The following is a 24,546-nucleotide window of genomic DNA, read 5'->3' as shown; positions in this document are numbered from 1 at the left end:
CTGCGGCAATCGGATTATGGCGCGGCCCCGGCCCCGGCCCCGGCGGCGTCGGCGCGCACCGCGTGGCCCAGATACGTCACCAGCGGCCTGCCCTCCGGCACGAGCACCATGCCGACCAGGCCCGGCAGTTGCCCGTCGGTCACCGTGCCGCGCCTGCGCCCGCGGGTGGCGCGCGCCAGGCTCCGTACGTCGCGCGGCTTGAACGCGGTGACGCCTCCCGGCGCGAGCCCCGCCCGTCCGAGGGCCTCGGCCAGCTCCGCCGGGCGGCGCAGCCGGTGCGCGGCATAACGTCCCCGGGACATGATCCGGGTGCCGGGGAACGCCTGGAACGCGCCGAGGTAGAGGAGGCGGGACACAGACGTGCGGTTCACCGTGTCGTAGACGAACGTCCCGCCCGGGCGGAGCACGCGCGCGGCCTCCGCGAGGACGGCGTCCGGCCGTTCGGTGATCTCCAGGGTGTCGGCGCAGTACACGAGGTCGAACGCACCGTCCGGCAGGCCGAGTTCCTCCGCGCGCGCCGTCACGTGGACGATGCCCCGCCCGTCGTCCGCGTCCCGCGCGAGGCCCGTCGCGGCGGGCGAGGGGTCGGCGGCCACGACGTCGAAGCCGAGCCGGGCCACGCCGCGCGCGAGCAGGCCCCGCCCACTGCCGACGACGAGCGCCCGGCCGCCGCCGCCCGCCACGGGCCCCCGGCCCGGCTCCCCGAGCACCTGCCGCAGATACTCCAGCCGTACGGACCGGTCGTGGCCTGCGACGGCTGCGGGGAGCCGCTCGCGGTGGACGGTACGACTCAACTGCCCGGCCCCGGCGGCGAGGTGGGCCCCGGCACGCGCCTGCTGGGTCCCCTGATCGCGGCCCGCCCGGACGAGGGGCCGCCTCCGGCGTAGGCACAGCCGCACGTCCGCCCGGTCGACCTGTCGGCCCGTCGGCATACGTCCGGCCCGTCGGCCGTACGTCCGACCCGTACATCCGGCCCGTACGTCCGGCCGTACGACGCCCCCGCTACTCTCGGCGCCACGACCGGCCCGACTCCCGGCCCGACGACCGGGCCGGCCCACTCCTCGGGAGAGCGCCCGCCCATGAACGCACCGCCGCCACCATCAGTGCCCGTCCACGTCCCGACTGTCCGTATCGGCGCGCTCGTTCCGCTCTCCCGGCCCGGCTGGGCCGAGGCGGGGCGGCATCTGCTCGCCGGGCTCGAACTCGGCGTCGGCGAGATCAACGGCAGCGGCGGGATCGGCGGTACGCCGCTCGAACTGGCCGTCCGCGACACCGCGGCCGATCCACGGCGCGCCGAGGCCGCCGTGGAGGAGCTGGACCGGCTGGGCGTGGCCGCCGTGGCGGGCGAGTACCACAGCGTCGTCGCGCGCGCCGCCGCGACCAGGGCCGACGCGCTCGGCGTGCCGTTCCTCTGCTCGTCGGCGGTGCTCGACACGCTCACCGACCGGCCGTCGGACCACGTCGCGCGCCTCGCGCCGCCGCAGTCCCGGGGCTGGCGGCTCTACGCGGACCACCTCCTCGACGCGGGGCACCGCCGGATCGCCGTGGCGACCCAGCCCAGCGTCTACTGGGAGTCCGGGACCCGCGTCCTGCGCGAGCACCTCGCGCCCCGCGGCGGCACCGTCCTCGATCTCGACACGCGGGCGCTCACCCCCGGCCAGGTGTGCGACGCGCTCGCCGAGCGGGGCGCGACCGCGCTGCTCCTCCTCGTCGGCCACCCGGACCCGGCGGTCCCCCTCGTCCAGGCCGTACGCCGCGACCGGCGGCTGTCCGGGGTGCTGGTGGGGGCTCCGGCCGGGCAGCCGGAGTTCGGCGAGTGGGCGGCGCTGCTGGGCGGGGACGGCGCCGGGGTGCCGTTCCTGCGCTATCTGCCCGAGCGCCTCACTTCGCTCGGCGAACGCGTGGCGAAGGCACTGCGCGAACGGCTGTCCGCCGCGCCCTCGTTCGTCGCCTTCGAGGGGTACGACACGGCCACCGTCCTCGCCGAGGTGCTGCGTGCCCGGGGCACGGAGGACAGGGCGCGGATCGCCGAGGGCTGGCCACGCGTCGAAACCGAGGGCACGCGCGGCCCGGTCCGGTTCTCCCGTACGCCGGGCACCAACCTCTGGCAGTGGGACGCCGCCCCGGTCCAGATCGTCGACCGCGATCCGGCGGACCCCGGAAGCTTCCGGGTCCTCCGCTCCGGCTGAGAACCCTCCCGCTGAGAACTCCCGTAAGCCCGGGCCCCGTCGGGCCGCCGGGCCGTACGCGGTGCCCTGCGAAGGGCCGCGGCGCACAGGGGGCAGAAGGCGCCGCGGCCCCTCCATACAGGGGGTATGCCCAACGTAGGGCCGATGCCGTGCCGTCGGGCGCGATATCGGCGGTGCGGACGGTTCAGGATCGCGCAGTGCAAGTTGATGCAGGAGGTACAGACGGGATGTTCCTGGACCGAACGGCCCAGGACGCCTCGCCTCGACACGCCCCGCCGACGGGAGTACGCCAGGGGGCAACGGGCCCGTCGGCGCGGCGTGGCCTCAAGTCCAGGCAGGAGGACCCGACATGGGCATCACCGGCTCAGCACCCGTGGAGAGGAAGGTCACCGCCTCCTCCGTCGCCGCGTTCGTCGCCAGCGCCGGACTCCTCGCCGTCCTCACCGCCGTCCAGGAGAACAACGGCCTGGTCGGCGGCCTGCCCGACGCCGTCGAGCCCGTCGTCCTCGCGCTCGTGCCGACGGCCGTCACCTTCGTCAGCGGATGGATGGCCAGGCACACCCCGCGCGCCGACGCCGACGCGGCCCGATAGCGTCCGGGGCGGGGTCACTTGCAGCCCTTGCCCTTCCCCTTGCCGCAGGTGTCGCGGGGGTTGGCGATCTTCTTGCTCAGGTGCTCGTCCTCAGCCACCGTGAAGGGGCCGGTGACGGGGTTCTCCGGCAAGCGGTACCCGTCGGGGACGGCGGTCTCCAACAGGTAGTACGTGCCGCGGGAGAGCCCGGAGAAGACGCAGAGGCCCTTGGTGTCGGTGGCGCAGCCGCTGCCCGTCCTGGTGTCGGGGTCGCTGCCGCCGGTCTGGAGCCCCGGGACGCCGTTGCTCTCGCGCCAGAGCTGGAAGACCGCGCCGGTCAGCGGCTCGCCGTTGTGGGCGTCCACCTTGCGCACCGTGACGGCCCCGCCGTCGCCCCGTACGGGCAGGGTCAGGTCGTCCTTCTCCGGGCCGACCTCCTTGCCGTCGTGTGTGGCGGTGGCCGTGGCGGTGTTGGTCACATGGCCCCGCTCGGCGTCCGCCGCGGTGACGGTCCCCGTTCCCGTACAGGTCATGTGGGCCCCGGGGGCCAGCGTGGTCTGCGGGCAGGAGATCGGGCCGAGCCGGTCGTCGACGACGGTCACGTCGTCCAGCTCCGTGTTGCCGGTGTTGGTCACCGTGTAGCTGTACGGGACGGAGTCGCCCTCGCTCAGCGGGACGGGGAGGTCGTCGGGCACGGACTTGGCGATGCTGAGCGCGGGGGCGGGCTTGCCGATGACGACGTTGCGGATGAGGTGGACGTTCGACCAGACGCCCGTGGACCCGGCGAAGCCGAACTTGTAGGTGCTCGGCACGGGCCCCGGCGCGGGCCTGCTGAGGACGGCCTGCGGGCCGTTGCCGTCGTGGAAGTCGATCCAGACGGTCATCACCGGGTCGGGCGCGGGCGAGATCTCGACCGTCACCGTCCGCTTGGACGGCTCCAGGTCCCGCTCGGCCTGGACGGGGTCGTCGGAGACCTCGGTGGTCGGCCCGTGGAGCTCGCCGGGGAGGCTGGACTCCCAGCCCGCGTCGGCGGAGTGGTTCCCGGTGTAGGTGGCGTCGAGGAAGCAGTAGCCGTCGAGCCCGTCGCCGGGCCCGCGCACGGTCACCATGTTGGGGCCCGTGCTGGAGATCGAGGGGAACACGGTGCCCGCCGGGGAACGCTGGTCCGCCGGGCAGCCGCTGCCGCGCCCCTCCCCGTCGTTGAAGTAGTTGCCGAGCACGTCGAGTCCGACCCCGAGGTAGCCCTGCTCGACGCCGGGCACGGTGCCCTCTACGGGGTCGTTCTTCTGGGCGTAGCCGAGGCTGCCGCCGAACGCGCCGGGGGTGTCGAGCGTGGCGTCGCCGTCGACGAGGAAGAACGAGATCCCGTCGGCGGCCCGCTTCTCCCCGTTGAAGACGGCCGTGGGCCCGTACTGCCACTGCTCGAAGCTGACGACCAGTCCGTCCTCGGCGGGGATGGGATGGTTGTAGAGGGCGGCGCCGCTCTGGTCGGTCCTGGCGTCGGTGAGCTGGAGATAGCCGTGCCCGTCCGCGCCGGGCGGCGGCACGGGACCGCCGGGCTCCGAGGGCGGCGGGCAGCCGCCCAGGGTGTGCGTTCCGTTCGCCGGAGGGCTCGCGGCGGCCGGTGCGCCGGTCAGGCACGCGGAGCCGTAGCCGAGGAAGTCCGGCGCGGTGGCCCGCGTGAAGTCCTCCTCGACGTAGATCGAGGGCGAGGGCTGGGCGGCGGAACCGGCGGCGGCCGCCGGGGCGGAGAGCGGGGCGAGGAGCGCGGGCAGCAGCGCGAGCCCTCCCAGGAGCCCGAGGCGGTGCGGCCCGAGGCGGTGCGGCCCGAGGCGGTGCAGCCCGGAGCCGTTGCGGGCGGGGCGCCGGCGGCGGGCCCCTCCCCCGGACGACGAGGGCGGCGGAGGGGCGGGGAGGGCGGCTCGGGCGGGCATGGTGCGCGCTCCTTCGAGGCGTGGGCGCGGCGTTCGGCGCCGGGGGAGGTCCTCGTACGCCCGTATCGTCGGACGGGCGCCGGGTCCGGTCGTATCGCCACACACACCGATCACCCGATAGGGCTGCCGCGCCCGGCGGCCGGGGAGCAATCGGACCAATGTCCGACTCCGTCACGCGCCCCGGGCGGCGGGCAGCCCGTCCAGCGCGTGCCGGACCGCCGCGAGGAACGTCCGCACGAGCGGGTGCTCCCCGGCTCCGGCCCGTACGGTCGCGAGCACCGTACGGGTGTGCCCCGCGGAGCCGTCGAGGACGAGGGCGGGGGCGCGGTCGCACCACAGCATGTCGGGGAGGAACGCCGCCGCGTGGCCCCGCTCGGCCAGGCGCGCGTGGACGAGCATGTCCGCGGAGACGTACGCGACGTCCGGCGCGAACCCGGCGGCATGGCAGACGCCCGTGGCCCAGGCACGGGCCGGAGTGCCCGGGGGCTCCATCACCCAGGGCCGGTCGGCCAGTTCGACGAGAGAGGCCACGGGCTCGCGCGTCGCCAGCCGCATGGGGTCCTCGCCCAGCAGGTGCTGCTCGAACCCGGAGGCGCGGGCCGGGCGCGCGTGGCCGGGGAACGTCTCGTCGAGCACGAGGTCGAAGTCCCGGGCGAGCAGGCCGGGCAGCGAGGTGTCGGGCTCGGCCTGCGTGGCCTCGGCGCGCACCCCGGGGTGGTGCTCCCGCAGCCAGGTCAGCGCGGCGGGCAGCAGGGCGAGCATGGCGGTCTGGAAGGCCGCCACCCGGATCGTCCCCGTCACCTCGCGCAGCGAGGCCCCGATCTCCGCCTCGGCGCGCTCCAGTTCCCGCAGGGCGTTCTCCGTGCGGGCCACGAGGATCTCCGCCTGCGGGGTCAGCCGCACCCCGCGCCCCTCGCGCTCCAGCAGCGGCGCGCCGACCTCGGACTCCAGCAGCGTGAGCTGCTGGGAGACGGCCGAGGGGCTGTAGGACAGGGCCGACGCGACGGCGGCCAGCGTGCCGCGGTGCTTCAGCTCCCGCAGCACCTCCAGACGGCGCAGGTTGTACACGCCCCTCACCTCATTCATCAGTTTTCTTGGCCGGTCTCCCCCAGAAACATTCACTTTACTGAAGGAGCGGGCTTTGGAACGGTGAGGGCATGGACATCGAAGCACTCCGGCGGGACACCCCGGGCACCGCACACCGGAACCACCTCAACAACGCGGGCGCGGGCCTCCTCTCGCAGCGGACCCTGCGGGCCATGACCTCCCACCTGGAGCTGGAGGCCACGATCGGCGGCTACGAGGCCGCGGACCGGGAGCGGGACCGTATCGACGCCACGTACGGGCACCTGGCCCGGCTGGTGGGAGGCCGGGCGAACGAGATCGCGCTGTTCGACAACTCCACCCGCGCCTGGAACGCCGCGTTCTACGCGCTGCCGTTCCGCCCCGGCGACCGCATCCTCACCGGCCGCGCCGAGTACGGGAGCAACGTCCTCGCCTATCTGCAGACGGCGCGGCGCACCGGGGCCGAGGTCGTCGTCGTGCCCAACGACGCGTCCGGGCGGCTCGACACCGCCGCGCTGGCCGAGCTGATCGACGAGCGCACCAGGCTGGTGGGCGTCACCCACGTCCCCACCAGCGGCGGCCTGGTCAACCCGGCCGCGGAGATCGGACGTGTCACGCGCGCCGCCGGTGTCCCCTTCCTCCTCGACGCGACCCAGTCCGTGGGCCAGTTCCCCGTGGACGTCGCCGAGCTGGGCTGCGACATGCTCACGGCCACGGGCCGCAAGTTCCTGCGCGGCCCGCGCGGCACGGGCTTCCTGTGGGTGCGCCCCGAGGCCCTCGCCGCGCTGGAGCCGCACGTGACCGACGTCGCGGCCGCCACCTGGGACGGCCAGCGCGGCTTCACCTGGCACGAGGGCGCCCGGCGCTTCGAGACATGGGAGGTCTCCTACGCGAACGTCCTCGGGCTCGGCGCCGCCGCCGAGCAGGCCCTGGAACTGGGCATGGATGCGATCGGCGACCGCGCCCGCGCCCTCGGCGCCCGGCTGCGCGACGGGCTCGACGCGGTGCCCGGCCTCACCACCCACGACCTCGGGCCGGACCGGTGCGCGATCGTCACCTGCGCGGTCGAGGGCACGGCCGCCGCCGAGACCGCGGCGGCGCTCGCCGCGCGCGGCATCAACGTCACGGTCACCGACCCCGCGCAGACCCAGTTCGACACCGAGGACCGGGGCGTCCACCCGCTCGTACGGCTCTCGCCGCACTACTACAACACCGAGGACGAGATCGACAGCGCCGTCGAGGCCCTCGCCGAACTGGCCGCCGCCGCCCGGGCCGCCGGACGGCCGTGACGAGGGGCGCGGGCCGGGGCGCACGTGGTCACCGCCGTCAGCGCCGTCACCACCGCCAGCGCCGGCAGCGCCGTCAGCGCGAGGCTTCGGCCAGTACGGCCGCGAGGCCTTCCCGCAGGTCCGCGACGAAGAACTCCGGGACCTCCAGCGCGGGGAAGTGGCCTCCGCTTTCGGGCAGGCTCCAGCGGACGATGCGCCGGTACCGCTCCTTCGCCCAGGGGCGCGGGCACTTCTCGACGTCGCGGGGGTACATCGTGAGCGCCGAGGGGACGTCGACCCGGAGGCCGGGGTCCAGCGAGTTGTGGCTCTCGTAGTAGATGCGGGCCGCCGACGCGCCGGTCCGCGTCAGCCAGTACAGGGTGACGTTGTCGAGGACGCGGTCCCTGGAGATCGTCTCGAACGGGCTGTCCTCGGTGTCCGACCACTCGGCGAACTTGTCGAGGATCCAGGCGAGAAGCCCGACGGGTGAGTCGACGAGCGAGTAGCCGATGGTCTGCGGCCGAGTCGCCTGCTGCTTCGCGTACGCCGCGCGGTACTGCCAGAAGTCGCGGGTCTCCTCGGCCCATGCGCGCTCGACCGCCGTCAGCCCGTCCGTCGTCATCCCGGGCGGGCCCTCCGCGAACGTCGTGTGGATGCCGAGGACGTGGGCCGGGAACCTGCCGCCGAGGACCGTGGTGATGTTCCCTCCCCAGTCGCCGCCGTGGGCCACGAACTTCTCGTAACCGAGCCGTCCCATCAGCTCCACCCACGCGGCCGCGGTCTTCTCGGTCCCCCACCCGGTGGCGGCCGGCCTGTCGCTGTAGCCGAACCCCGGGAGCGACGGGGCCACGACGTGGAACGCGGGCGCGTCCGCGTCCTCCGGGTCCGCCAGCGCGTCCACGATGTCGGCGAACCGGGCGACGCTGTCCGGCCAGCCGTGCGTCATGAGTAGCGGGGTGGCGTCCGCGCGCGCGGAGCGGCGGTGCAGGAAGTGGATTCCCAGGCCGTCGATGGTCGTACGGAACTGGCCGATCCCGTTGAGGCGGTCCTCGAACGCCCGCCAGTCGTACCCGGTGCGCCAGTACTCCACGACGTCGACGAGATCGGCCAGCGGGACGCCCTGGCTCCAGCGGCGGGGGCCTGGCGCGGAGCCGTGGACCGTCTCGGGCTCCGGGAGCCGTGCCGCGGCCAGCCGCGCGCGCAGCTCGTCGAGGTCGGCTTCCGCCGCGTGGGCTTCGAACGCGTGCACGTCACTGGTGGGAAGGGACACGAGACCTCCTGGCTCGATTGGAACCGGCTAAGACGGTTCTAGCAGCTCCCCGCACCGCGCCGCAACCGGCTAAGGTGGTTCCATGCCTGCTGAGTTCCCTGACTTCCGCCTCGGCAATGTGCTGGCGACCAGCTTCACCGGGACCCTGTCGGAGCGGCACGGCGACGCCGTGGAGCGCGTTCCCGTCCCGCACCGTCTCGTCGACTGGCTGGCGGTGAGCGGGCTGGCCGTGGACTCCTGCACCGTCGCCCAGCTCGACCGCGCCCGGGAACTGAGGGAGGCGATCCACGCCGCCGCGACGGCGGCCGCGCTCGGAGACGCGCTGCCCGCGTCCGCGGTGGACGTCATCAACGACCACAGCGCGCGGGGCCGGGCCGCCGCCGTCCTGACGCCCGGGGGCGAGCGGCGATGGCGGCTCGGCCCGGACTCCGCGCTGGAGGACGCCCTCGGCGTGATCGCCGCCGACGCGATCAGCATCCTCGCGGGCGAACGGGACGGAAGGCTGGCCCTGTGCGCCTCACCGACCTGCCGGGCCGCCTTCTTCGACACCAGTCAGAGCCGCACCCGCAAGTGGTGCGACATGAACACGTGCGGGAACCGCCAGAAGAAGGCGCGCTTCCACGCCAACCAGCGCAGAAGCGCCGGAACAGCGGAGTGAGAGGGCGCCGTTCGGGTCCCGTCGTCCCTGACGTCTCAGGCAGTCGGCAGGGGGAGCGGACGGAGCGGGACCGGGGTGGAGACCACGAGCGAGGTCGTCGTCCGGCCGAAGAGCTGGAACCTGTCGAGGATCTCCTCCATGTCCTCGATCGACGGCGCGTGGAGCTTGAGGTGGAAGCAGTCCTCGCCCGTGATCCGGTGGCACTCGACGACCTGCGGGGTATCGGCCGCCGCCCGCGCGACGTTCGGCAACTGGCCCGGGCCCGGGGCGACCCGGACGAGCGCGGTCACCGGCATGCCGAGCGCGGCGGGGTCCACGTCCATGCGGTAGCCGGTGATGACGCCGAGCCGCTCCAGGCGCTGGACGCGTTCGGTGACGGCGGGCGCCGACATCCCGACGCGGCGGGCCAGCTCCGACATCGACAGGCGCGGATCGCCGTGGAGTTCGGCGAGGAGGCGCACATTGACCGCGTCGAGGAGCCTGGTTCGCTCGCTGTAGGTCTTCCGGCCGTTCGGCCGTGATTCTCCAGGCATCCGGCACCTCTGAGCTTCGGACAGACATTCAATTCGGCTGCTGCGGCCTGCAAGATACCCCGAAAAGGACGACCGTCCGGGAGGGGAGCGGAATGGAATACACCAGGCTCGGGACGACAGGGCTGAAGGTCTCGCGGATCTGCCTCGGCATGATGAGTTACGGGGATCCGGCGCGGTGGGCGTGGATCCTGGACGAGAAGGCCGCCGAGCCCTTCGTACGGCGGGCGGCGGAGGCCGGGGTGACGTTCTTCGACACCGCCGACATGTACTCGCTGGGCGTGAGCGAGGAGGTCACCGGGCGGCTGCTCCGCGAGGTCTTCCCGCGCCGCGACGACTACGTGCTCGCCACGAAGGTCTTCTTCCCGATGGGCCCCGGGCCCAACGACGGCGGTCTGTCGCGCAAGCACATCCTCTCCGGCATCGACGCCTCGCTGCGGCGCCTCGGCGTCGACCACGTGGACCTCTACCAGATCCACCGCTGGGACCCCGCGACGCCGGTCGAGGAGACGATGGAGGCCCTGCACGACGTGGTGCGCGCGGGGAAGGCGCGCTACATCGGCGCGTCCAGCATGTACGCCTGGCAGTTCGCCAAGGCCCAGCACGTCGCGGAGAAGCACGGCTGGACGCGGTTCGTGTCGATGCAGAACCACTACAACCTGGCCTATCGCGAGGAGGAGCGCGAGATGATCCCGCTCTGCCTCGACCAGGGCGTGGGCTGCGTCCCCTGGAGCCCGCTCGCGCGCGGCCTGCTCACGGGCACCCGCGAACGCGGCGCGGGACGCGCCGAAGGCCGCACGGTGCGCGCGGAGAGCGACGAGCTGGCCGGACAGCTCTACGGGGAGGCCGACTTCGACGTCGTCGACGCGGTGCGCGAGGTCGCCGCCGAGCGGGGGCTGCCGCCCGCGCGTATCGCCCTGGCCTGGCTGCTCGGCAAGCCGGTGGTCAGCGCGCCGATCGTCGGCGCGACCAAGCTGGCCCACCTGGACGACGCCCTCGCGGCGGTCGACGTGTCCCTGACCGAGGAGGAGATCGCACACCTGGAGGCCCCGTACCGCCCCCACCCGGTACTCGGCCACTCCTGAGGGGCGGGTCCCGCCGGGGTCACCCGTTCGGCCCCCTCCGGCGCGCGGCGTGCCCGTCCCGGAGGTCCCATCGGGGGCATCGTCCGCCGACGCGGCGGCGCGAGGACGAGGAGCGGAGCATGAACGCGTCTTCAGGTACCCACGCGGGCGCGCAGGCGGCCCCCGAGGCCGCCCGGCGGGCGCCCTCCTCCGGCTGGCTCACGTTCGCCGGGATCATCATCCTCATGATCGGCTGCTCGAACGTGATCAGCGGTCTGGCCGCCCTGTTCAAGGACGACTACTACACGGTCTCCGAAGGCCGCCTGCTGGTCTTCGACTTCACGGCCTGGGGCTGGATCTGGCTGGCCCTGGGCGTCGTCCAGGCCGCGGTCGGCGTGGGCGCCGTACGCGGCAGCGAGTGGGCCCGGATGACGGGCACCGCCCTCGCCGTCGTCGTCGCCGTCTGCCAACTCGCCTTCCTGGCGGCCTTCCCCCTGTGGTCACTGCTGGTCATCGGCCTCTGCGTCCTGGTGATCTACGCCCTGGTCTCCCCGCCCCGAGGCGCGACGGGCGCCTGAGCCCGCCCGTACGGTCAGACGCCCGTACGGTCAGACGTCCGTGATGTGGACGCGTTCGCCCTGGAGGCCGTAGATGGCGAGGGTTTCCGCGGGGCGGTCGTCGTGGGCGTTGCCGATCCAGTGGGGGGTGTTGGTGTCGAACTCCGCGGCCTCGCCCGCCTTCAGCTCCGTGCCCGTGCCGCTGAGGACGAGCTGGACCGTGCCCTGGAGCACGTAGAACCACTCCCTCCCCGGGTGCATGTGGAACTTCGGGGGCGGGAGCTGGGAGGCCGGGGGATAGACGACCTTGTACGCCTGGAGGCCGCCCGTCTTCATGCCCAGCGGCACGAAGGTCAGGCCGTGCTTGCGGAAGGGGCGCAGGTGGACGCGGGGGTCGCCGGTGGTCGGGGCCGCGACCAGTTCGTCGAGCGGCACCGCGTAGGCCCGGGCGAGCGGGAGGAGCTGCTCCAGGGTGGGCCGGATGTGGCCGCGTTCGAGCCGGGAGAGGGTGCTCGGCGTGAGCCCCGTACGTTCCGCCAGGTCGGCGAGGGTCACGCCGAGGGCCTTGCGGAATCCCCGCAGCCTCGGGCCGACGTTCTGCAGGACCGCCTCGTCGTCCGTCACGTCCGCCACCGAGCGGCTCCTTCCTCGGGCCAGTGATTTGCAATCCTGCAAATATTCGTACGGTTCCGCAACCCCGCGCCCGACGATGGCCGCATGACAGCGACTCGCCACCAGAACCCCGCCCCCTCCCCCGTCTCCCGCCGCCGCGTCCTCCTCGGGGGCGGCGCCGTGGCCCTCTCCCTCACCGCGGGCGCCGCCGCCGCGACCGCCGTGCCGGGCGGCACCTCGAAGCCCGACTCGTCCGACGCGTCCGCCACGCCCGCCATGCCCGCCGCGCCCGCCGGGTTCCGCCACGAGTTCGCCGACGTGCGCGGCGTACGGATGCACTACGTCACCGGCGGCAGGGGCCCGGCGCTGGTGCTGCTGCACGGCTGGCCGCAGACCTGGTACGAGTGGCGCAAGATCATGCCGCGGCTCGCCCGCCACCACACCGTCCACGCCCTCGACCTCCCGGGCCTCGGCGACAGCGAGGGAAGCCCGGCGAGCTTCGACAAGAAGACGCTGGCGCGGTACGTCCACGGCCTGCTGGACGAGCGGCTCGGGCTCGGCCGCTTCGACCTGGTCGCCCACGACCTCGGCGCGGGGGTCGGGTTCCAGTACGTGTCGCGGTTCCCGGAGCGCGTCAAGTCGTACGTACACATGGACTATCCGCTGCCCGGCCCCGCGCTGCCCGCGGCGCAGTACCGGACGTTCTCCTGGCACATGGCCTTCAACAGCCAGAAAGGGCTCCCCGAGAAGCTCATCGACGAGCCCGGCGAAGTGCGGGCGTATCTCACGGAGTTCGCGACGCAGGTGGCGTACGGCGGGGCGGCGTTCGGCGGCACGCGCACGCGGCCCCCGTTCTCCCGCGAGGAGATCGACGAGTACGTGCGGACGTACAGCCGGCCCGAGGTCCTGCACGCGGGGTTCGAGCTGTACCGGAACCTGGACGAGGACGAGCGCGACAACCGCGCCGCCGCCCGGGTGGACACCCCGTCGCTGCTGCTCACCGCGACCGGCTCCCTCGCCTCCACCCGGCCGACCGTGACGCCGCTGCTGCGCGGGCTCGTGCGCGCGGCCGAGATCCCCAAGTCGGGGCACTGGCTGGCCGAGGAGAACCCGGGGGCGGTGGTGCGCGAGATCCTCGCGTTCACCGCCGGGAAGCACCGCACCGAGTGACATAAATCTGACACTGCTAAATCCTTCCGCACACCGCTAACTTCAGTGGCGTCCTTCTCGGGGCGCATACCAAAGGAGAAAGCGCGTGTTCGAACGTATAGCCGAGCTGGCGATCCGCCGGTCACGGCTGGTACTGATCGTCACCGTCGTGGCCGTGGCCCTCATGGGCGTGCTCGGCGCCGGCGCGTTCGCGAAGCTGCAGGCGGGCGGGTTCGACGATCCGTCCTCGGAGTCCTCCCGGGCCAGGGACCTCGTCGACGAGAAGTTCGGCGGGGAGACGAACCTCGTGCTCCTCGTCCGTTCCTCCGACGGCCGCGTCGACGCGCCGGACGCCGAACGCACGGGCAGGGCCCTGGTGTCCGACCTCAAGAAGGAGAGCGACCTCGACAACGTGGTCTCCTTCTGGGACACCGGCAGCCCCGATCTGCGCTCCAAGGACGGCCGCGAGGCCATGGTGCTCGCCCGCGTGAAGGGGCACGACGCGGAGCAGCAGGAGAACGCCAAGGGCGTCATCGACGACTACAAGGGCTCGTACAAGGGCGCGCTCACCGTCAAGGCCGGGGGCAGCGCGGGCGTGAGCTACGAGATGGGGCCGCAGACCGGCGAGGACCTCGTCCTGGCCGAGAGCATCGCCGTGCCCCTGGTCCTCCTGCTGCTCCTGGTCGTCTTCGGCACGGTCGTCTCCGCGCTGCTGCCGCTGGTCATCGCGCTGGTCGCCATCGTGGGGGTGTTCGCGCAGCTCTCCCTCATCGGCAGCGTCACCGACGTCTCCATCTTCGCCATCAATCTGACCACGGCCCTCGGACTCGGACTCGGCGTCGACTACGCGCTGTTGATGATCAGCCGGTTCCGGGAGCAGCTCGCGGCGGGCGCGACCGTCGAGGACGCCGTGCGCAGGACGATGAGCACGGCGGGCCGTACGGTCGCGTTCTCGGCCGCGACGGTGGCGGCGGCGCTCGCGGCGCTCATGGTGTTCCCGCAGTACTTCCTCCGCTCGTTCGGCTACTCCGGCGTCGGCGTCGTCGTCATCGCGGCCCTCGCGACCCTCTTCGTGATGCCCGCGCTGCTGAACGTCCTGGGGCACCGGGTCAACAAGGGGCGGATGCCGTGGGCGAAGCCGGAGCGCTCCGGGTCCGGCTCGTCCGGGTGGGGACGCCTGGCCCGTACGGTCATGCGGCGGCCCGCGCTCACCGCGCTGCCGGTGCTCGCGGTGCTCGTGGCGGCGGCGAGCCCGCTGCTGGGCATCACCTTCGGCACGGCGGACGAACGGGTGCTGTCCGAGAGCGCCGAGAGCCGTCAGGTCGCCACCTCGCTGCGGGAGAACTTCAACGGCAACGACGCCGCCGCCCTCCACGTCGTCATCGACAAGGCCGTGGACAAGGAGCAGTTGACGGCGTACGCGACGCGGCTGTCCTCCCTCGACGGCGTCGCCCGCGTCGAGTCCAGCGCCGGGGTCCACGCCGACGGGAAGCCCCGGGCGACCGGCCCCGGCAACCCGGCGCTCGGGCGCCCCGGCGCGCAGCAGCTCAACGTGGTCAGCGCGCTGACGCCGAAGTCGGACGAGGCCAAGGCCCTCGTCGACGACGTCAGGGAGGCGACACCGCCCTCCGGGACCGACCCGCTGGTCGGCGGGGCCGACGCGGAACTGGTCGACTCCAACAGCTCCATCGGCGCCCAGCTCCCCCTCGCGGCGGGCCTGATCATCGTCACGACCTTCGTCCTGCTCTTCCTCTTCACCGGCAGCGTCGTGCAGCCGCTGCGCGCGCTGGTCCTCAACATCATCAGCCTGGGCGCGACCATCGGCGTCATGACCTGGATCTTCCAGGACGGCAACCTCTCCGGCCTGCTCGGCTTCACCGCGCAGCCGATGGAGACGTCGATGACGGTGCTGATGTTCTGCGTCGCCTTCGGACTGTCCATGGACTACGAGGTCTTCGTCACCAGCCGCATCAAGGAGCTGCACGAGCTGGGCGCGGACAACGAATCCGCCGTCGCCGACGGCCTCGGGCACACCGGCCGCATCGTCAGCGCGGCGGCGGTCCTGCTCGCGGTGAGCTTCTTCGCCTTCGGCGTCGCCGAGATCAGCTTCATGAAGCTCTTCGGCCTCGGCAGCGGACTGGCCATCCTCATCGACGCCCTGGCGGTGCGCGGTGTCCTCGTCCCGGCCGCGATGCGCCTCCTGGGCCGCAGCGCCTGGTACGCGCCGGGTCCGCTGCGCGCCTTCCACAACCGCTTCGGCCTCAGCGAATCGGCACCGGCCCCGGCCCCCGCGCCCGAGTCCGTACGGGACGCCCCGCACGAGAAGGACTCAGCGGGCGTCTGAGCCCCGCTCCCCCGCCGCGGCGCCCCGCCCCTCCGGGTGGGGCGCCGCGGCGCGTGCACTGAGACGGATGCCCTGCCAGTTGCCCTCGGCGGCCAGCCGCCGGGTGACCTCGACGATGCCCTGGCGGACGGCGGCGACGGCGGCGCGGGGTTCGTAGCGGTCGGTGCCGGTGCGGACGGCGATGTGGCGCTGGAGCGCGGGGTCCACGATCCTGCGGACGCCCAGGGCGCGGGGGTCCGGGTGCCCGGTGACGGCCGAGGGCGGGAGGATCGTGCAGGCCTCGCCGCGTTCGGCGATGCGCAGGAGCGTGCCGAGGGACTCGACGTCGCCGACGATGGTCGGGTTCAGGCCCTGGGCCGCGAACGCGCGGTCCACGAGGGTACGGAGGTTGCTGCGCTCGCCGGGGGTCACCAGCGGCACCTTCCGCAGCTCGGCGAGGGAGACCTCGTCGTCGGCGCGCGGTGCCGGGCGGGGCTGCCCGATGAGGTACAGCTCCTCGGAGTAGAGCGGGACCTCCGCCGGGCGCGGGGCGTCGTCCTCGCGGTGGACGGCGGCCACGTCGAGGCGCCCGGCGAGCAGCAGTTCGTGGATGTAGCCGCTCATCGACTCGAAGAGCTGGAGGTGGATGCCGGGGTACGTCGCCGTCGTCCACGAGAACAGCGCGGGCGCGAGGCGGGCGGCGACCGTGGTCGGCAGGCCGACCGCGACCGGGCCGTGGACGTGGTCGCGCCCGTCGGTGACGTCCCGCGCGAGCCGGTCGAACTGGCGGACAAGCTGCTGGGCGTCCCGGTAGAGGGCCTGGCCCGGGGCCGTCGGCCGTACGCCCCGGGGGCCGCGTTCCAGGAGCTGGACACCGAGCGCGGTCTCAAGCTGGGCCATGCGGTGGCTGACCGCGGGCTGGGAGACGTGCAGCGCCAGGGCGGCCCGCGACAGGCTGCCGGAGTCGACGACGGCGATGAATTCGCGCAGGTGGGCGATGTCCACGATGGTGCCTCTGAAGTGCTGTTCCCGTCACCGCCCGGCCCGCGCGGCCCGCTCGGTCTGCCCGACCCGCTCGGCCTCCCGGACGATGCGCCGGGCGCGTTCCACGACCGGGCGGTCGATCATCTCACCGTCCGCGACGGCCGCGCCATCCTGGCCGACGGCCAGGACGCGCCGGGCCCAGCGGACCTCGTCCTCGCCGGGCGCGAACGCCGCGTGGACGGGCGGGATCTGGGCGGGGTGGACGCACAGCTTGCCACCGAACCCCCAGCCCTTCGCGCGTGCCGCCTCGCGGGTGACGGCCGCCGTGTCGCGCAGCGCCGTGCTGACGCCGTCGACCGGCGCCGGGAGCCCGGCCGCCGCCGACCAGCGCACCAGGTCGGCGCGGGAGGCGTCGAGGGCCGCGTCGTCGCTCACGCCCAGGTCGAGCGCGAGATCGACGCCGCCGAAGAGCAGACGTACGCACGAGGGCCCGGCGGTGATCTCCGCGAGGCGCACCAGGCCCCGGGCCGACTCGATCAGGGGCAGTACGGGCACGCCGGACGCCTCGGCCGCCGCGCGCACCTGCTCCGCGGACTCGGCCTTGGGCAGCACCACGGCGGCCGGGGCGAGCGCCCGGCACGCGGCGAGGTCGGCGGTGTGCTCCGGGGTCCGCGCGCCGTTGACGCGCACCACCACGGGCACCCCGGCGGCGCCGGGCCAGGCGTCCCGCAGGGCGGCCCTGGCCCGCGCCTTGCCGTCGCCGTCCGGGCTCACGGCGTCCTCCAGGTCGATGACGACGGCCTGTGCGCCGCTGCCGACGGCCTTCGCGAACCGCTCGGGCCGCGAGGCCGGGACGAAGAGCCAGCTCACGGCCGTACGCAACGCGCTCACGCCACGCCCTCCGCCACCAGGGTGTCGATCTCGCCGTCCGCGAGGCCCAGTTCGCCGAGGATCGCCCGGGTGTGCTCGCCGAGCGCCGGTACGGGGTCCATCCGGGGCGCGTCGGCGACCATGCCCGGCGGGGCCGGCGACGGTACGGGGCCCGCCGGGGTGCCGACCTCGTGCCAGCGGCCGCGCGCGGCGAGCTGGGGGTGGTGCCAGACCTCGTCGAGCGTGTTGACCCGGGCGTTGGCGACGGGCACGGCGGCGAGCAGCTCGATGGCCTCGGCGCTGGTCAGCTCGGCGAAGCGGGCGGAGACGAGCTCGCCGAGGGGCCCGCGGTGGGCGTTGCGGGCCGCGTTGTCCGCGTAGTCCGGGTGGGCGGCCAGTTCGGGCCGGCCGAGGAAGCGCTCGCAGAACGCCGCCCACTCGCGCTCGTTCTGGATGCTCATCATGACGACCTTGCCGTCCCCGGCGACGAACGGGCCGTACGGGTAGATCGTCGCGTGCGCGGCACCGGCGCGGGGCGGGGGCTCGGCGCCGTCGATGGCGTAGTAGAGGGGGAAGCCCATCCACTCGACGGTGGACTCCAGCATCGACACATCGACATGGCTGCCCTTGCCCGTCCTGCCGCGTTCGAGGAGCGCGGCGAGGATCCCGCTGTAGGCGTGGACGCCCGCGGCGATGTCGGAGACGGAGATGCCCACCTTCGCCATCTCCTCCGCCGTGCCGGTGACCGACAGCAGGCCGGACTCGCTCTGGACCATGAGGTCGTAGGCCTTCTTGGCGGCGTACGGGCCGTCGGCGCCGTAGCCGGAAATGTCGCAGACGATCAGGCCCGGGTGCTCCTCGCGGAGCGACGCGAAGCCGAGTCCGGCGCGGGCGGCCGATCCGGGGGCCAGGTTCTGCACGAAGACGTCGGCGCCGGAGAGGAGTCCGCGCAGCGCGGCCATGCCGCGCGGGTCCTTGATGTCGAGCGTGAGGGACTCCTTGTTGCGGTTGACCCAGACGAAGTGGGAGCTGAGGCCCTTCACGCGGGTGTCGTAGGAGCGGGCGAAGTCGCCGGTGCCGGGCCGCTCGACCTTGATGACGCGGGCGCCGAGGTCGGCGAGCTGCCGGGTGGCGTAGGGCGCGGCGATGGCCTGTTCGAGAGAGACGACGGTGAGGCCGCTGAGGGGTCGCATGTCCTTCATTCCTTGGGGCTGTGCTGCGATGGGCTGTGCTGCGGCCGGTTCTTCCGGCCCTGCGGCGGGGGTCACGTCACGAGGCTCACGCCGAGGACCAGGACGAGCGAGACGACCGACGCGAGCGCCGTCACGAACGTCAGCGCCTTGAGGGCGCCCCGGGTGGTGACCCCGAGCAGCGTCTGGAACATCCAGAAGAAGTTGCTGTTGACCTGGAGCGCGAAGAGCGAGCCCGAGCCGATGGCCAGCGCGAGCACCTCGGCGGGGACGTCGAGGCTGCCCATGATGGGGGCGACGATCCCGGCGGCGGCGATGGCGGCGACCGCGATCGAGCCGATGGCGAGGTGCAGCAGGGCGGCGACCAGCCAGACGAGCAGCACGGTCACCACGACCGGCATCCCGGCGTCGGCGGAGAAGACGCCCGCGAGGGTGTCGTCGAGCCCGGACTTGCCGATGACCGCGCCGAGCGAGCCGCCGACGCCGGTGACGAGGAGGATCTGCCCGGTGCTGTTGAAGCCCTGCGTCATGGACTCGCCGAGCTGCTCGCCGGTGAGGGCGCGCTTGGCGAGGGCGTAGCCGCCGAGCAGGCCGACGAAGAGGGCGAACGCGGGGTCGCCGAGGAACGTCAGCACATCGGACTCGACCCCGGCTGCCTCGGCGATGGCGCCGGTGGCGATCAGGAGGAGCGGCACGACGATCGGCAGCAGCGACACGGTCAGCGGCGGGGTGCGGCGCTCCGTCCGGCCCTCGGTCTCCCCGCCGTCGGCGGCTTCCCCGGCCGCGTCCGTCTCCCGTACGGCCTCGTCCCTATCCCCTACGGCCTCGTCCCGCTCCTTGTTCCAGAAACCGCGCTTGAGCAGGCGGTGGTAGAGGAAGACGGTCAGCAGCGCGGTGACGGGCCCGAGCACGAATCCGTAGATCAGCATCGTGCCGAGCGGAACGTCCAGGAGCCCGGCGACCGCGAGGGTGCCCAGGCCCGGCACGACGAAGACGTAGCCGACGAGGATGCCCGCGCTCAGCGCGCCGCCCATCAGCGCGAGCCCGTCACGCCCCATGCGCGGCGCGGCGGAGCGGGCCAGCGGCGCGGCGAGGACGAGTTGGACGTCGACGTAGATCGAGGGGAAGACCGCGGTGAGCGCGGCGGCCAGCGCGTAGGAGAGTTTCCCGGGGCCGAGGGCGCGGAGCAGTTTCTCCACGAGTTTCTGCAGGGCGCCCATCGAATTGAGCAGCGAGCCGAGAAGAACTCCGAATCCGATGAGCAGCCCGACCTCGGCCATGATGTCGCCGAATCCGTCGACGATCGTCTTCATGGTGTCGTCGAATCCGAGCCCGGAGGCGAGACCGAGGTAGATCGAGCCGATGACCAGCGCGATCACGGGCTCGACGCGCGGCACCAGAATGAGCAGGACGACCGCGGCAATGGCGATCCCGGCGTGCAGCGCAATCAATGTCATGGATCCTCTCGCGTGAGTTCATGCGAGGGAACCATGACCGGTACACGTCCGGTAGGGAGGAATTCCCGATGGAGGTATAACCTCCCTCGATAGCTCGCCCCGTGGGCCCTCGGGCCCACGGGCCCACGGGCCCACGGCTCAGCGGGAGGCGTGTGCCGCGCGGTCCAGGAGGCGGCGCCACACGCCGTGGCCCTGCGCCTCGTCGGCGTTGCGCAGGCCCATCCGGTTGCAGTGCATGTGCAGCAGGCTGAGGACGATGTTGTCGCGCTCCGCCCGGAGTTCGCCGCTCCGCTCCAGCTCCGCCATGCGCCGCGAGAGCCGTTCGGCGGCCGGGTCCCAGACGGCGGCGGCCCGGTCGAGCAGCGCGCGGACCGGTCCGTCCTCGGTGCGGGCCGTCCACAGGGCGCGCCCGGCGGTGCGGTAGAGCCCGCCTCCGGCGTTCTTGACCGCGGCGACGCGCACGAGCGCGTGGCGCCGCTCCTCGTCGGGGACGAGGGAGGCGCAGAGCCGGTCGAGGGTGAGGGTGACGAGCGCGGCGCGCTCCTGGGCCGCGTCCAGGCCCAGGTCCGGCAGGCCGGTCCCGGCCTCGCGCAGGTGCCGGAGCAGGAGGACGACGGCCGCGCTGTCCTGCCCGAACCACTCCTCGACGGCACCGATCATCCCGGGCCCGCCGTACCGCTCGACCTCGCGGGGGTAGCTGACGAAGGTGTGGTCGGCGATGTGTCCCCCCTGCGCGAGGTCGTACGCCCAGTCGGTGACCTCGCGCAGGACGTCCGGGCGCGTGGCCTCGTCGGGGGCGTGGAACCGTACGCGCAGATGGGGGGCCGGGTCGCCGTAGCGCAGGAAGAACGGCGCGGGTGTGCCGTACCGCTCGGCCAGGCGCCCGGCGATGCCCGCCAGTCCCGCGCCGAGCAGCGTGTCGTGAGCGTCGGGTTCGGCGTAGAGCTTCACGGCCAGCCAGTCGCTGCCGACGCGCTTGACGCGCGCGCCGGGGTCCCCGGGGTCCTCGGCGGTGGCGCGGGCGGGGCGGGGCGTGATGTGCCGGGCCACGCGGCCGGGGTCCTCGCCGGTGCGCACGAGGGGCACCACGATCTCGGAGACGTACGGTTCTCCGGCGGCGTCCCGCAGGAAGCTCTCCTCGGGCGCGGGCAGCACCTCCTCCAGGACGATGCCGTCCTCCGGGGCCTGTTCCAGGCTGTCGCGCAGCTCGCGCAGGGAGGGGGCGCTGGTGAGGTCGAGCAGCAGGGTGTTGTCGTTGTGGGCGAGGTGGACCAGGCGGGGCACCATCCACGTCCGGGCCCAGGCGCCGACGGCCTCGGCGAACGCGGCGATCCCGTCCCCGGAATCCTTGTGCTGCCCCAACTCGCCCTGCCGCAGCCGCCAGCGTGCCCGGCGCAGCACCAGATCGCCCCGTTCGACGCGGGGCAGGAACGGCATGGTCCAGCCCAGGCCGTCCCAGGCGAACGCCGAGACCGGGGCCGAGAGGGCGTGGGAGACCTCCAGCACGAACCGGCAGGGGTCGGGGGCTCCCGCCCTGTTGAGCATCGAGCGCTCGGTGACGTAGAGCCGCCTGCCCTGTGTGCGGCTGCGCAGATAGAGCTTGCCGTCGGCCACGCCGACGAGGATGTCGTCCAGCCGGATCACGTGCCCCTCGTCCCGGCCGGGCGTCACGTTGACCGGCAGCTCCCATGTGTGCGCGGTGGGGCGGATGAGGACGTTGATGGACCGGGACTCCTGGGGCAGGAAGGAGAGTTCGGCGCAGACGGCGTCGCCCTGGCAGCGCTCCTCGGCGGCGGCCAGCTCGCGCAGCGACGCCCGGGTCCCCTCGTCGAAGAGGTCGTGGAAACGGGAGAACGTCCGGCCGCCCATCACCACCCCCGAGGTGCCGCAGATTCCGCGCCAGCGGTCCCGCCCCGGGCCGGGTGCCAGCAGGCCGAGGTACAGGTCGAGGACGGGCAGCGGCGGGCGGGCGTCGTCCTCGGCGGCCGACGCCCCGGCCAGCTCGTCGAGCAGCCGGTCGTCGAGCTGGACGCTCACCTCGCGGCGGGCCAGGGCCCCGGTGATCATCCGGTGCAGCACGGCCTCCCGCGACGACCCGTCCTTCGCCTCCGAGGGGTCCGCGGGCGCCGGGACGACGCCGGGCAGCGGGTACGCGGGCCCCGGGGAGGTGTAGCCGCGCGGCGGGCCGAGGCCGGTCTCCGGGGTCAGCGCCTCCAGCAGGGGGACCTCGGAGTGGTGGCCGTACCGTTCGGAGAAGGCGTCGGCGTACTCCTTGAGATGCGGCGGGTAGGGGTCCTCGGCGCCGACGCGCTGGAACACACGGGCGGCCTCCTCGGCCAGCGCGGCCACGGGCCGGGGAAGGACCGGGGGCGCGTCCGGGGCCAGCGCCGAGTCGATCTGGAGGGTCGGGCCCGAGTGGCCCGCGACGGCGTCGGGCAGCGGCGCGCTCGCGGTGGCGAGCAGGTCCGCGACCGGGATCTCCCCCCGGTTGAACGCGCTGATCGCCGCCTCCACGTCGTCGATCGCGCGCGCGACGGCGGGGTCGGTGACGGGCGGCAGCATCGCGCGCAGCAGCGAACCGTCCCGGTCCGTAGGGCCGTTCGGCGGTACGAGCAGCCGGGGGCGCTCGGCGGTGATGAGGACGTCGCTGTCGAGGAGCCCGTCGAGGAGGGCCGCGATCCGCCCGGCACCGGCGGCCGGGTAGGCCTCGGTGAGCACGGCGGTGAGGTCGCCGAGCGTCGTGGGCGTCCGCGTGTGGTCGAGCACGGACCGCACCGGCGCGGTGAGCCGCACGCTGACGGAGCGCCGGCCCATGGCGGCACCGCGCCCGTCGTCGCCCGCGCGCGCTTCGGGCCTGTTGTCCTGGCCGTAGCCCTCGGCGGTGGACAGCCACACCCGGCCGCGCGCCACGTGCAGCAGGTCGTTGCGCCGCACCCGCAGGTCGCGGGGGCGCCCGGCGCCGAAGGCGAGTCGCTGCACCAGGTGCATGACCCACCCGGAGTCGGCGCGTGCCCGGGCCGAGCCGAGGGCGGTGGGGCCGAGCCGGGTGTGCTGCTCCTCGCCGAACACGCCGGAGGTCACGCCCGCGAAGAGGCCGAACGGCGTCGGGCGGAAGCTCATCCGGTTCAGGTAGCGGCCGAGGCCGCGGACGGCCTTCCGCCGGTTCTTGCCGGTGAGGCCGTCGAACCGCTCGACGGCGTCCGCCAGATGGGGCGAGGCGGCCCGCACCGCGTCCGGCACGCCCGGGGTCGCCCACAGCTTGCGGAGCTGGTCCGCGTACGCGTCCTGCCAGTCGTCCGTGAGCGCCGCGTCGCCGTCCGCCGCGGGCAGCGACCTGAGCAGTTCGAGCATCGGGCGTGCGGGCAGGGCCGGGGCCCTGAGCATGAAGAACCCGCAGGCCCGGTACGTGTCGGCGGTCTTGTCGCTCACTTCTCCCCCATGTCTCGGCCCCGCCTGGGGGTCAGGAACAGCACCTCGTCCCACTCGGCCGCCGTCTCGGACACGGTGCCGAGGAGCGCGAGCAGGACCCCGGCCGCGCCGTTCAACAGGCCGGGGTTGTCGTCCGGTTCCCCCCACGGGTCGTAGTCCGGGAAGAGGTAGGGGTGCTCCGGGTCCGCGTACGCGCACAGCCGCGCGCGGAAGTCGTCGTGCATGCGCCACAGGTCCGGGTGGCCGGTCTGCGCGGCGGCGCGGCCGTAGAGGGCCACCAGTCCCGCCAGACCGTGGCACAGGGTGGGCGAGTTGAGGCGCTGCAGCTCGGCGGGGGTGCGTTCGACGCCGAGGAGCGCGGCCACCCCGAGGTCGGTCGGCCCCGGGTCGCCGCAGGCCGCCGAGGCCGGGAGGAGGGACGCGGCGAGACCGGGCGCGCCGTAGCACCACGCGCTCCTGGCGGGTTCCTGCGGGGAGCCGGTGTCGGGGCGCCGGGTGTCCGGGTGGGGCAGCAGGAGGTTGGCCCAGGCCGGGTAGCCGAGGCCGTCGATGCGCAGCTCTTCGAGCATACGGGCGAGGGCGCGGACGCCTTCTCGTACGCGGCGGGAGCGCGCGTCCCCGGCCGCTCCCCCGCCCGCGTCCCCTGCCGTCTCCCTGTCCGCGCCCCCGCCCGCCCGGGCGGCGTCGGGGCGGGAGAGGGCGGCGAGGATGCCGCCGGGGCCGTGGGCGAAGCCCAGGTTGTACACGCCGTCGGGGAAGTTCTTCACGTACCCCGGGAGGGGCGTCGGCTCCCCGTCGGGGCCCGGGATGCTGGGGAAGTGGGAGGGCGCGCAGAACCAGCGCAGCGGGCCGCCGTCGTCCCGGGTCAGCTCCGCCAGATAGTCGACGAGGCGCTCCGTGGCCTCGCCGACCGCGTCCGTCGGGGGCCCGCCGAGGACGTCCGTGGCCTTGAGGAGCGCGGTGAGCCAGCCCGCCGCGCCGCCGACGACGTCGTACTCGTGCGCGGCGACGCCGCCCGCCTCGGTGGGCAGCGGGATCGCCAGCGTCTGGTGGGCGAGCTGGTCGGTCATCGTGGCGAGCGTCGGGAGATAGCGCGGCTCCGGGCGGGCGTACACGGTCACCGCCCAGACGACTCCCGCGGTGCCGAGGAACAGGCCGGGCGCGCGCACGGGTTCGGCGGCGCTCGCCTGGGCGGTGCGCCGCAGGAGGAGGCGGCCCGCCTTGAAGTAGCGGTCGTCGTCGAAGACTTCGGAGGCGTACCGGAGGGCGACCGCGATGCCGGGGGCGCCGTCGGCGAGGTCCGCCTTCCCCGCGGCGTCGCCGGGGGATTCCATGAGCCGGTCGGCCACCTCGCGGGCCAGCCGCAGCACCTCGTCGTCGGTCACTCCGCCCGCGGAACGGGACTCCATCGTTGCGCCGTTTCCCT

20 protein-coding genes are annotated in these 24,546 nt (G+C 73.9%); 8 read left to right on the top strand and 12 right to left on the bottom strand.

Annotated elements, in window-relative coordinates:
* Positions 1-14 precede the first annotated feature (14 nt).
* A complete protein-coding gene (locus tag ABD343_RS34685; RefSeq protein ID WP_344534119.1) occupies positions 15-932 on the bottom strand; it encodes a class I SAM-dependent methyltransferase in 918 nt (305 codons plus the stop codon).
* A 147-nt stretch (positions 933-1,079) separates the two neighbouring features.
* Here ABD343_RS34685 and ABD343_RS34680 point away from each other — a divergent pair, with 147 nt between their 5' ends.
* Together ABD343_RS34680 and ABD343_RS34675 are read left to right on the top strand one after the other, a co-directional pair.
* A complete protein-coding gene (locus tag ABD343_RS34680; RefSeq protein WP_344534118.1) occupies positions 1,080-2,189 on the top strand; it encodes an ABC transporter substrate-binding protein in 1,110 nt (369 codons plus the stop codon).
* Positions 2,190-2,538: 349 nt separating this feature from the next.
* The gene (locus tag ABD343_RS34675; protein ID WP_344534117.1) at positions 2,539-2,781 is read left to right on the top strand and encodes a holin; all 243 of its coding nucleotides are present in this window, start codon (positions 2,539-2,541) and stop codon (positions 2,779-2,781) included.
* 14 nt (positions 2,782-2,795) lie between these two features.
* Here the strand turns inward: ABD343_RS34675 and ABD343_RS34670 are convergent, their stop codons facing one another.
* Complete coding sequence (locus tag ABD343_RS34670; RefSeq protein WP_344534116.1) at positions 2,796-4,694, bottom strand: DUF7507 domain-containing protein; 1,899 nt, start codon at positions 4,692-4,694, stop codon at positions 2,796-2,798.
* Positions 4,695-4,865: 171 nt separating this feature from the next.
* Positions 4,866-5,762: a LysR family transcriptional regulator gene (locus ABD343_RS34665; protein WP_425578350.1), complete on the bottom strand. Its 897-nt coding sequence runs from the start codon at positions 5,760-5,762 to the stop codon at positions 4,866-4,868.
* Between the two features lie 89 nt (positions 5,763-5,851).
* Here ABD343_RS34665 and ABD343_RS34660 point away from each other — a divergent pair, with 89 nt between their 5' ends.
* Positions 5,852-7,048 (top strand): aminotransferase class V-fold PLP-dependent enzyme, encoded by a 1,197-nt coding sequence (locus ABD343_RS34660; RefSeq protein WP_344534114.1) that lies wholly within the window; start codon positions 5,852-5,854, stop codon positions 7,046-7,048.
* Between the two features lie 73 nt (positions 7,049-7,121).
* Here the strand turns inward: ABD343_RS34660 and ABD343_RS34655 are convergent, their stop codons facing one another.
* Positions 7,122-8,297, bottom strand: a complete 1,176-nt coding sequence (locus ABD343_RS34655) for an epoxide hydrolase family protein (protein ID WP_344534113.1) — start codon at positions 8,295-8,297, stop codon at positions 7,122-7,124.
* A gap of 82 nt (positions 8,298-8,379) precedes the next feature.
* On the opposite strand from ABD343_RS34655, the gene ABD343_RS34650 reads away from it, so the two are divergent.
* Positions 8,380-8,955 carry a CGNR zinc finger domain-containing protein gene (locus tag ABD343_RS34650; protein WP_344534112.1) on the top strand — a complete coding sequence of 192 codons (576 nt, stop codon included), beginning with the start codon at positions 8,380-8,382 and terminating at the stop codon, positions 8,953-8,955.
* Between the two features lie 35 nt (positions 8,956-8,990).
* On the opposite strand, the gene ABD343_RS34645 is transcribed toward ABD343_RS34650, so the two are convergent.
* Positions 8,991-9,488, bottom strand: a complete 498-nt coding sequence (locus ABD343_RS34645) for an Lrp/AsnC family transcriptional regulator (protein ID WP_344534111.1) — start codon at positions 9,486-9,488, stop codon at positions 8,991-8,993.
* Positions 9,489-9,580: 92 nt separating this feature from the next.
* Between ABD343_RS34645 and ABD343_RS34640 the strand changes: the two genes are divergently transcribed.
* The gene (locus ABD343_RS34640; protein ID WP_344534110.1) at positions 9,581-10,570 is read left to right on the top strand and encodes an aldo/keto reductase; all 990 of its coding nucleotides are present in this window, start codon (positions 9,581-9,583) and stop codon (positions 10,568-10,570) included.
* A 119-nt stretch (positions 10,571-10,689) separates the two neighbouring features.
* The gene (locus ABD343_RS34635; RefSeq protein ID WP_344534109.1) at positions 10,690-11,127 is read left to right on the top strand and encodes a DUF7144 family membrane protein; all 438 of its coding nucleotides are present in this window, start codon (positions 10,690-10,692) and stop codon (positions 11,125-11,127) included.
* A 30-nt stretch (positions 11,128-11,157) separates the two neighbouring features.
* Here the strand turns inward: ABD343_RS34635 and ABD343_RS34630 are convergent, their stop codons facing one another.
* Positions 11,158-11,739, bottom strand: a complete 582-nt coding sequence (locus ABD343_RS34630) for a helix-turn-helix domain-containing protein (protein ID WP_344534108.1) — start codon at positions 11,737-11,739, stop codon at positions 11,158-11,160.
* Positions 11,740-11,823: 84 nt separating this feature from the next.
* On the opposite strand from ABD343_RS34630, the gene ABD343_RS34625 reads away from it, so the two are divergent.
* Together ABD343_RS34625 and ABD343_RS34620 are read left to right on the top strand one after the other, a co-directional pair.
* Positions 11,824-12,888 carry an alpha/beta fold hydrolase gene (locus ABD343_RS34625; RefSeq protein ID WP_344534107.1) on the top strand — a complete coding sequence of 355 codons (1,065 nt, stop codon included), beginning with the start codon at positions 11,824-11,826 and terminating at the stop codon, positions 12,886-12,888.
* A gap of 85 nt (positions 12,889-12,973) precedes the next feature.
* A complete protein-coding gene (locus ABD343_RS34620; protein ID WP_344534106.1) occupies positions 12,974-15,211 on the top strand; it encodes an MMPL family transporter in 2,238 nt (745 codons plus the stop codon).
* Here ABD343_RS34620 and ABD343_RS34615 read toward each other — a convergent pair.
* The 6 genes from ABD343_RS34615 to ABD343_RS34590 all read right to left on the bottom strand — a co-directional run bounded on the left by ABD343_RS34615 (position 15,197) and on the right by ABD343_RS34590 (position 24,529).
* Positions 15,197-16,195 carry a LysR substrate-binding domain-containing protein gene (locus tag ABD343_RS34615; protein WP_344534105.1) on the bottom strand — a complete coding sequence of 333 codons (999 nt, stop codon included), beginning with the start codon at positions 16,193-16,195 and terminating at the stop codon, positions 15,197-15,199. The two genes, ABD343_RS34620 and ABD343_RS34615, sit on opposite strands and share 15 nt — an antisense overlap.
* Before the next feature lie 27 nt (positions 16,196-16,222).
* Positions 16,223-17,065, bottom strand: a complete 843-nt coding sequence (locus tag ABD343_RS34610) for an HpcH/HpaI aldolase/citrate lyase family protein (RefSeq protein ID WP_344534104.1) — start codon at positions 17,063-17,065, stop codon at positions 16,223-16,225.
* A complete protein-coding gene (locus ABD343_RS34605) occupies positions 17,062-18,237 on the bottom strand; it encodes a CaiB/BaiF CoA transferase family protein (protein ID WP_344534103.1) in 1,176 nt (391 codons plus the stop codon). Before ABD343_RS34605 ends, ABD343_RS34610 begins: the two co-directional genes overlap by 4 nt.
* 71 nt (positions 18,238-18,308) lie before the next feature.
* The gene (locus tag ABD343_RS34600; protein ID WP_344534102.1) at positions 18,309-19,691 is read right to left on the bottom strand and encodes a GntP family permease; all 1,383 of its coding nucleotides are present in this window, start codon (positions 19,689-19,691) and stop codon (positions 18,309-18,311) included.
* A gap of 138 nt (positions 19,692-19,829) precedes the next feature.
* Positions 19,830-23,120: a thiopeptide-type bacteriocin biosynthesis protein gene (locus ABD343_RS34595; RefSeq protein ID WP_344534101.1), complete on the bottom strand. Its 3,291-nt coding sequence runs from the start codon at positions 23,118-23,120 to the stop codon at positions 19,830-19,832.
* Positions 23,117-24,529, bottom strand: a complete 1,413-nt coding sequence (locus ABD343_RS34590) for a lanthionine synthetase C family protein (protein WP_344534100.1) — start codon at positions 24,527-24,529, stop codon at positions 23,117-23,119. The genes ABD343_RS34595 and ABD343_RS34590 overlap by 4 nt, the downstream gene beginning before the upstream one ends.
* Between the last annotated feature and the right edge of the window lie 17 nt (positions 24,530-24,546).

It is taken from the genome of Streptomyces albiaxialis (genome assembly GCF_039530985.1).
Lineage (GTDB): Bacteria > Actinomycetota > Actinomycetes > Streptomycetales > Streptomycetaceae > Streptomyces > Streptomyces albiaxialis.
This window is presented reverse-complemented; position numbering and strand designations above follow the sequence as displayed.

What these genes read in the sequence shown, in the direction of transcription:
- ABD343_RS34685 (WP_344534119.1), bottom strand. Translation starts at nt 932, where the DNA reads ATGCCGACGGGCCGACAGGTCGACCGGGCGGACGTGCGGCTGTGCCTA.
- ABD343_RS34680 (WP_344534118.1), top strand. Translation starts at nt 1,080, where the DNA reads ATGAACGCACCGCCGCCACCATCAGTGCCCGTCCACGTCCCGACTGTC.
- ABD343_RS34675 (WP_344534117.1), top strand. Translation starts at nt 2,539, where the DNA reads ATGGGCATCACCGGCTCAGCACCCGTGGAGAGGAAGGTCACCGCCTCC.
- ABD343_RS34670 (WP_344534116.1), bottom strand. Translation starts at nt 4,694, where the DNA reads ATGCCCGCCCGAGCCGCCCTCCCCGCCCCTCCGCCGCCCTCGTCGTCC.
- ABD343_RS34660 (WP_344534114.1), top strand. Translation starts at nt 5,852, where the DNA reads ATGGACATCGAAGCACTCCGGCGGGACACCCCGGGCACCGCACACCGG.
- ABD343_RS34650 (WP_344534112.1), top strand. Translation starts at nt 8,380, where the DNA reads ATGCCTGCTGAGTTCCCTGACTTCCGCCTCGGCAATGTGCTGGCGACC.
- ABD343_RS34645 (WP_344534111.1), bottom strand. Translation starts at nt 9,488, where the DNA reads ATGCCTGGAGAATCACGGCCGAACGGCCGGAAGACCTACAGCGAGCGA.
- ABD343_RS34640 (WP_344534110.1), top strand. Translation starts at nt 9,581, where the DNA reads ATGGAATACACCAGGCTCGGGACGACAGGGCTGAAGGTCTCGCGGATC.
- ABD343_RS34635 (WP_344534109.1), top strand. Translation starts at nt 10,690, where the DNA reads ATGAACGCGTCTTCAGGTACCCACGCGGGCGCGCAGGCGGCCCCCGAG.
- ABD343_RS34625 (WP_344534107.1), top strand. Translation starts at nt 11,824, where the DNA reads ATGACAGCGACTCGCCACCAGAACCCCGCCCCCTCCCCCGTCTCCCGC.
- ABD343_RS34605 (WP_344534103.1), bottom strand. Translation starts at nt 18,237, where the DNA reads ATGCGACCCCTCAGCGGCCTCACCGTCGTCTCTCTCGAACAGGCCATC.
- ABD343_RS34600 (WP_344534102.1), bottom strand. Translation starts at nt 19,691, where the DNA reads ATGACATTGATTGCGCTGCACGCCGGGATCGCCATTGCCGCGGTCGTC.
- ABD343_RS34590 (WP_344534100.1), bottom strand. Translation starts at nt 24,529, where the DNA reads ATGGAGTCCCGTTCCGCGGGCGGAGTGACCGACGACGAGGTGCTGCGG.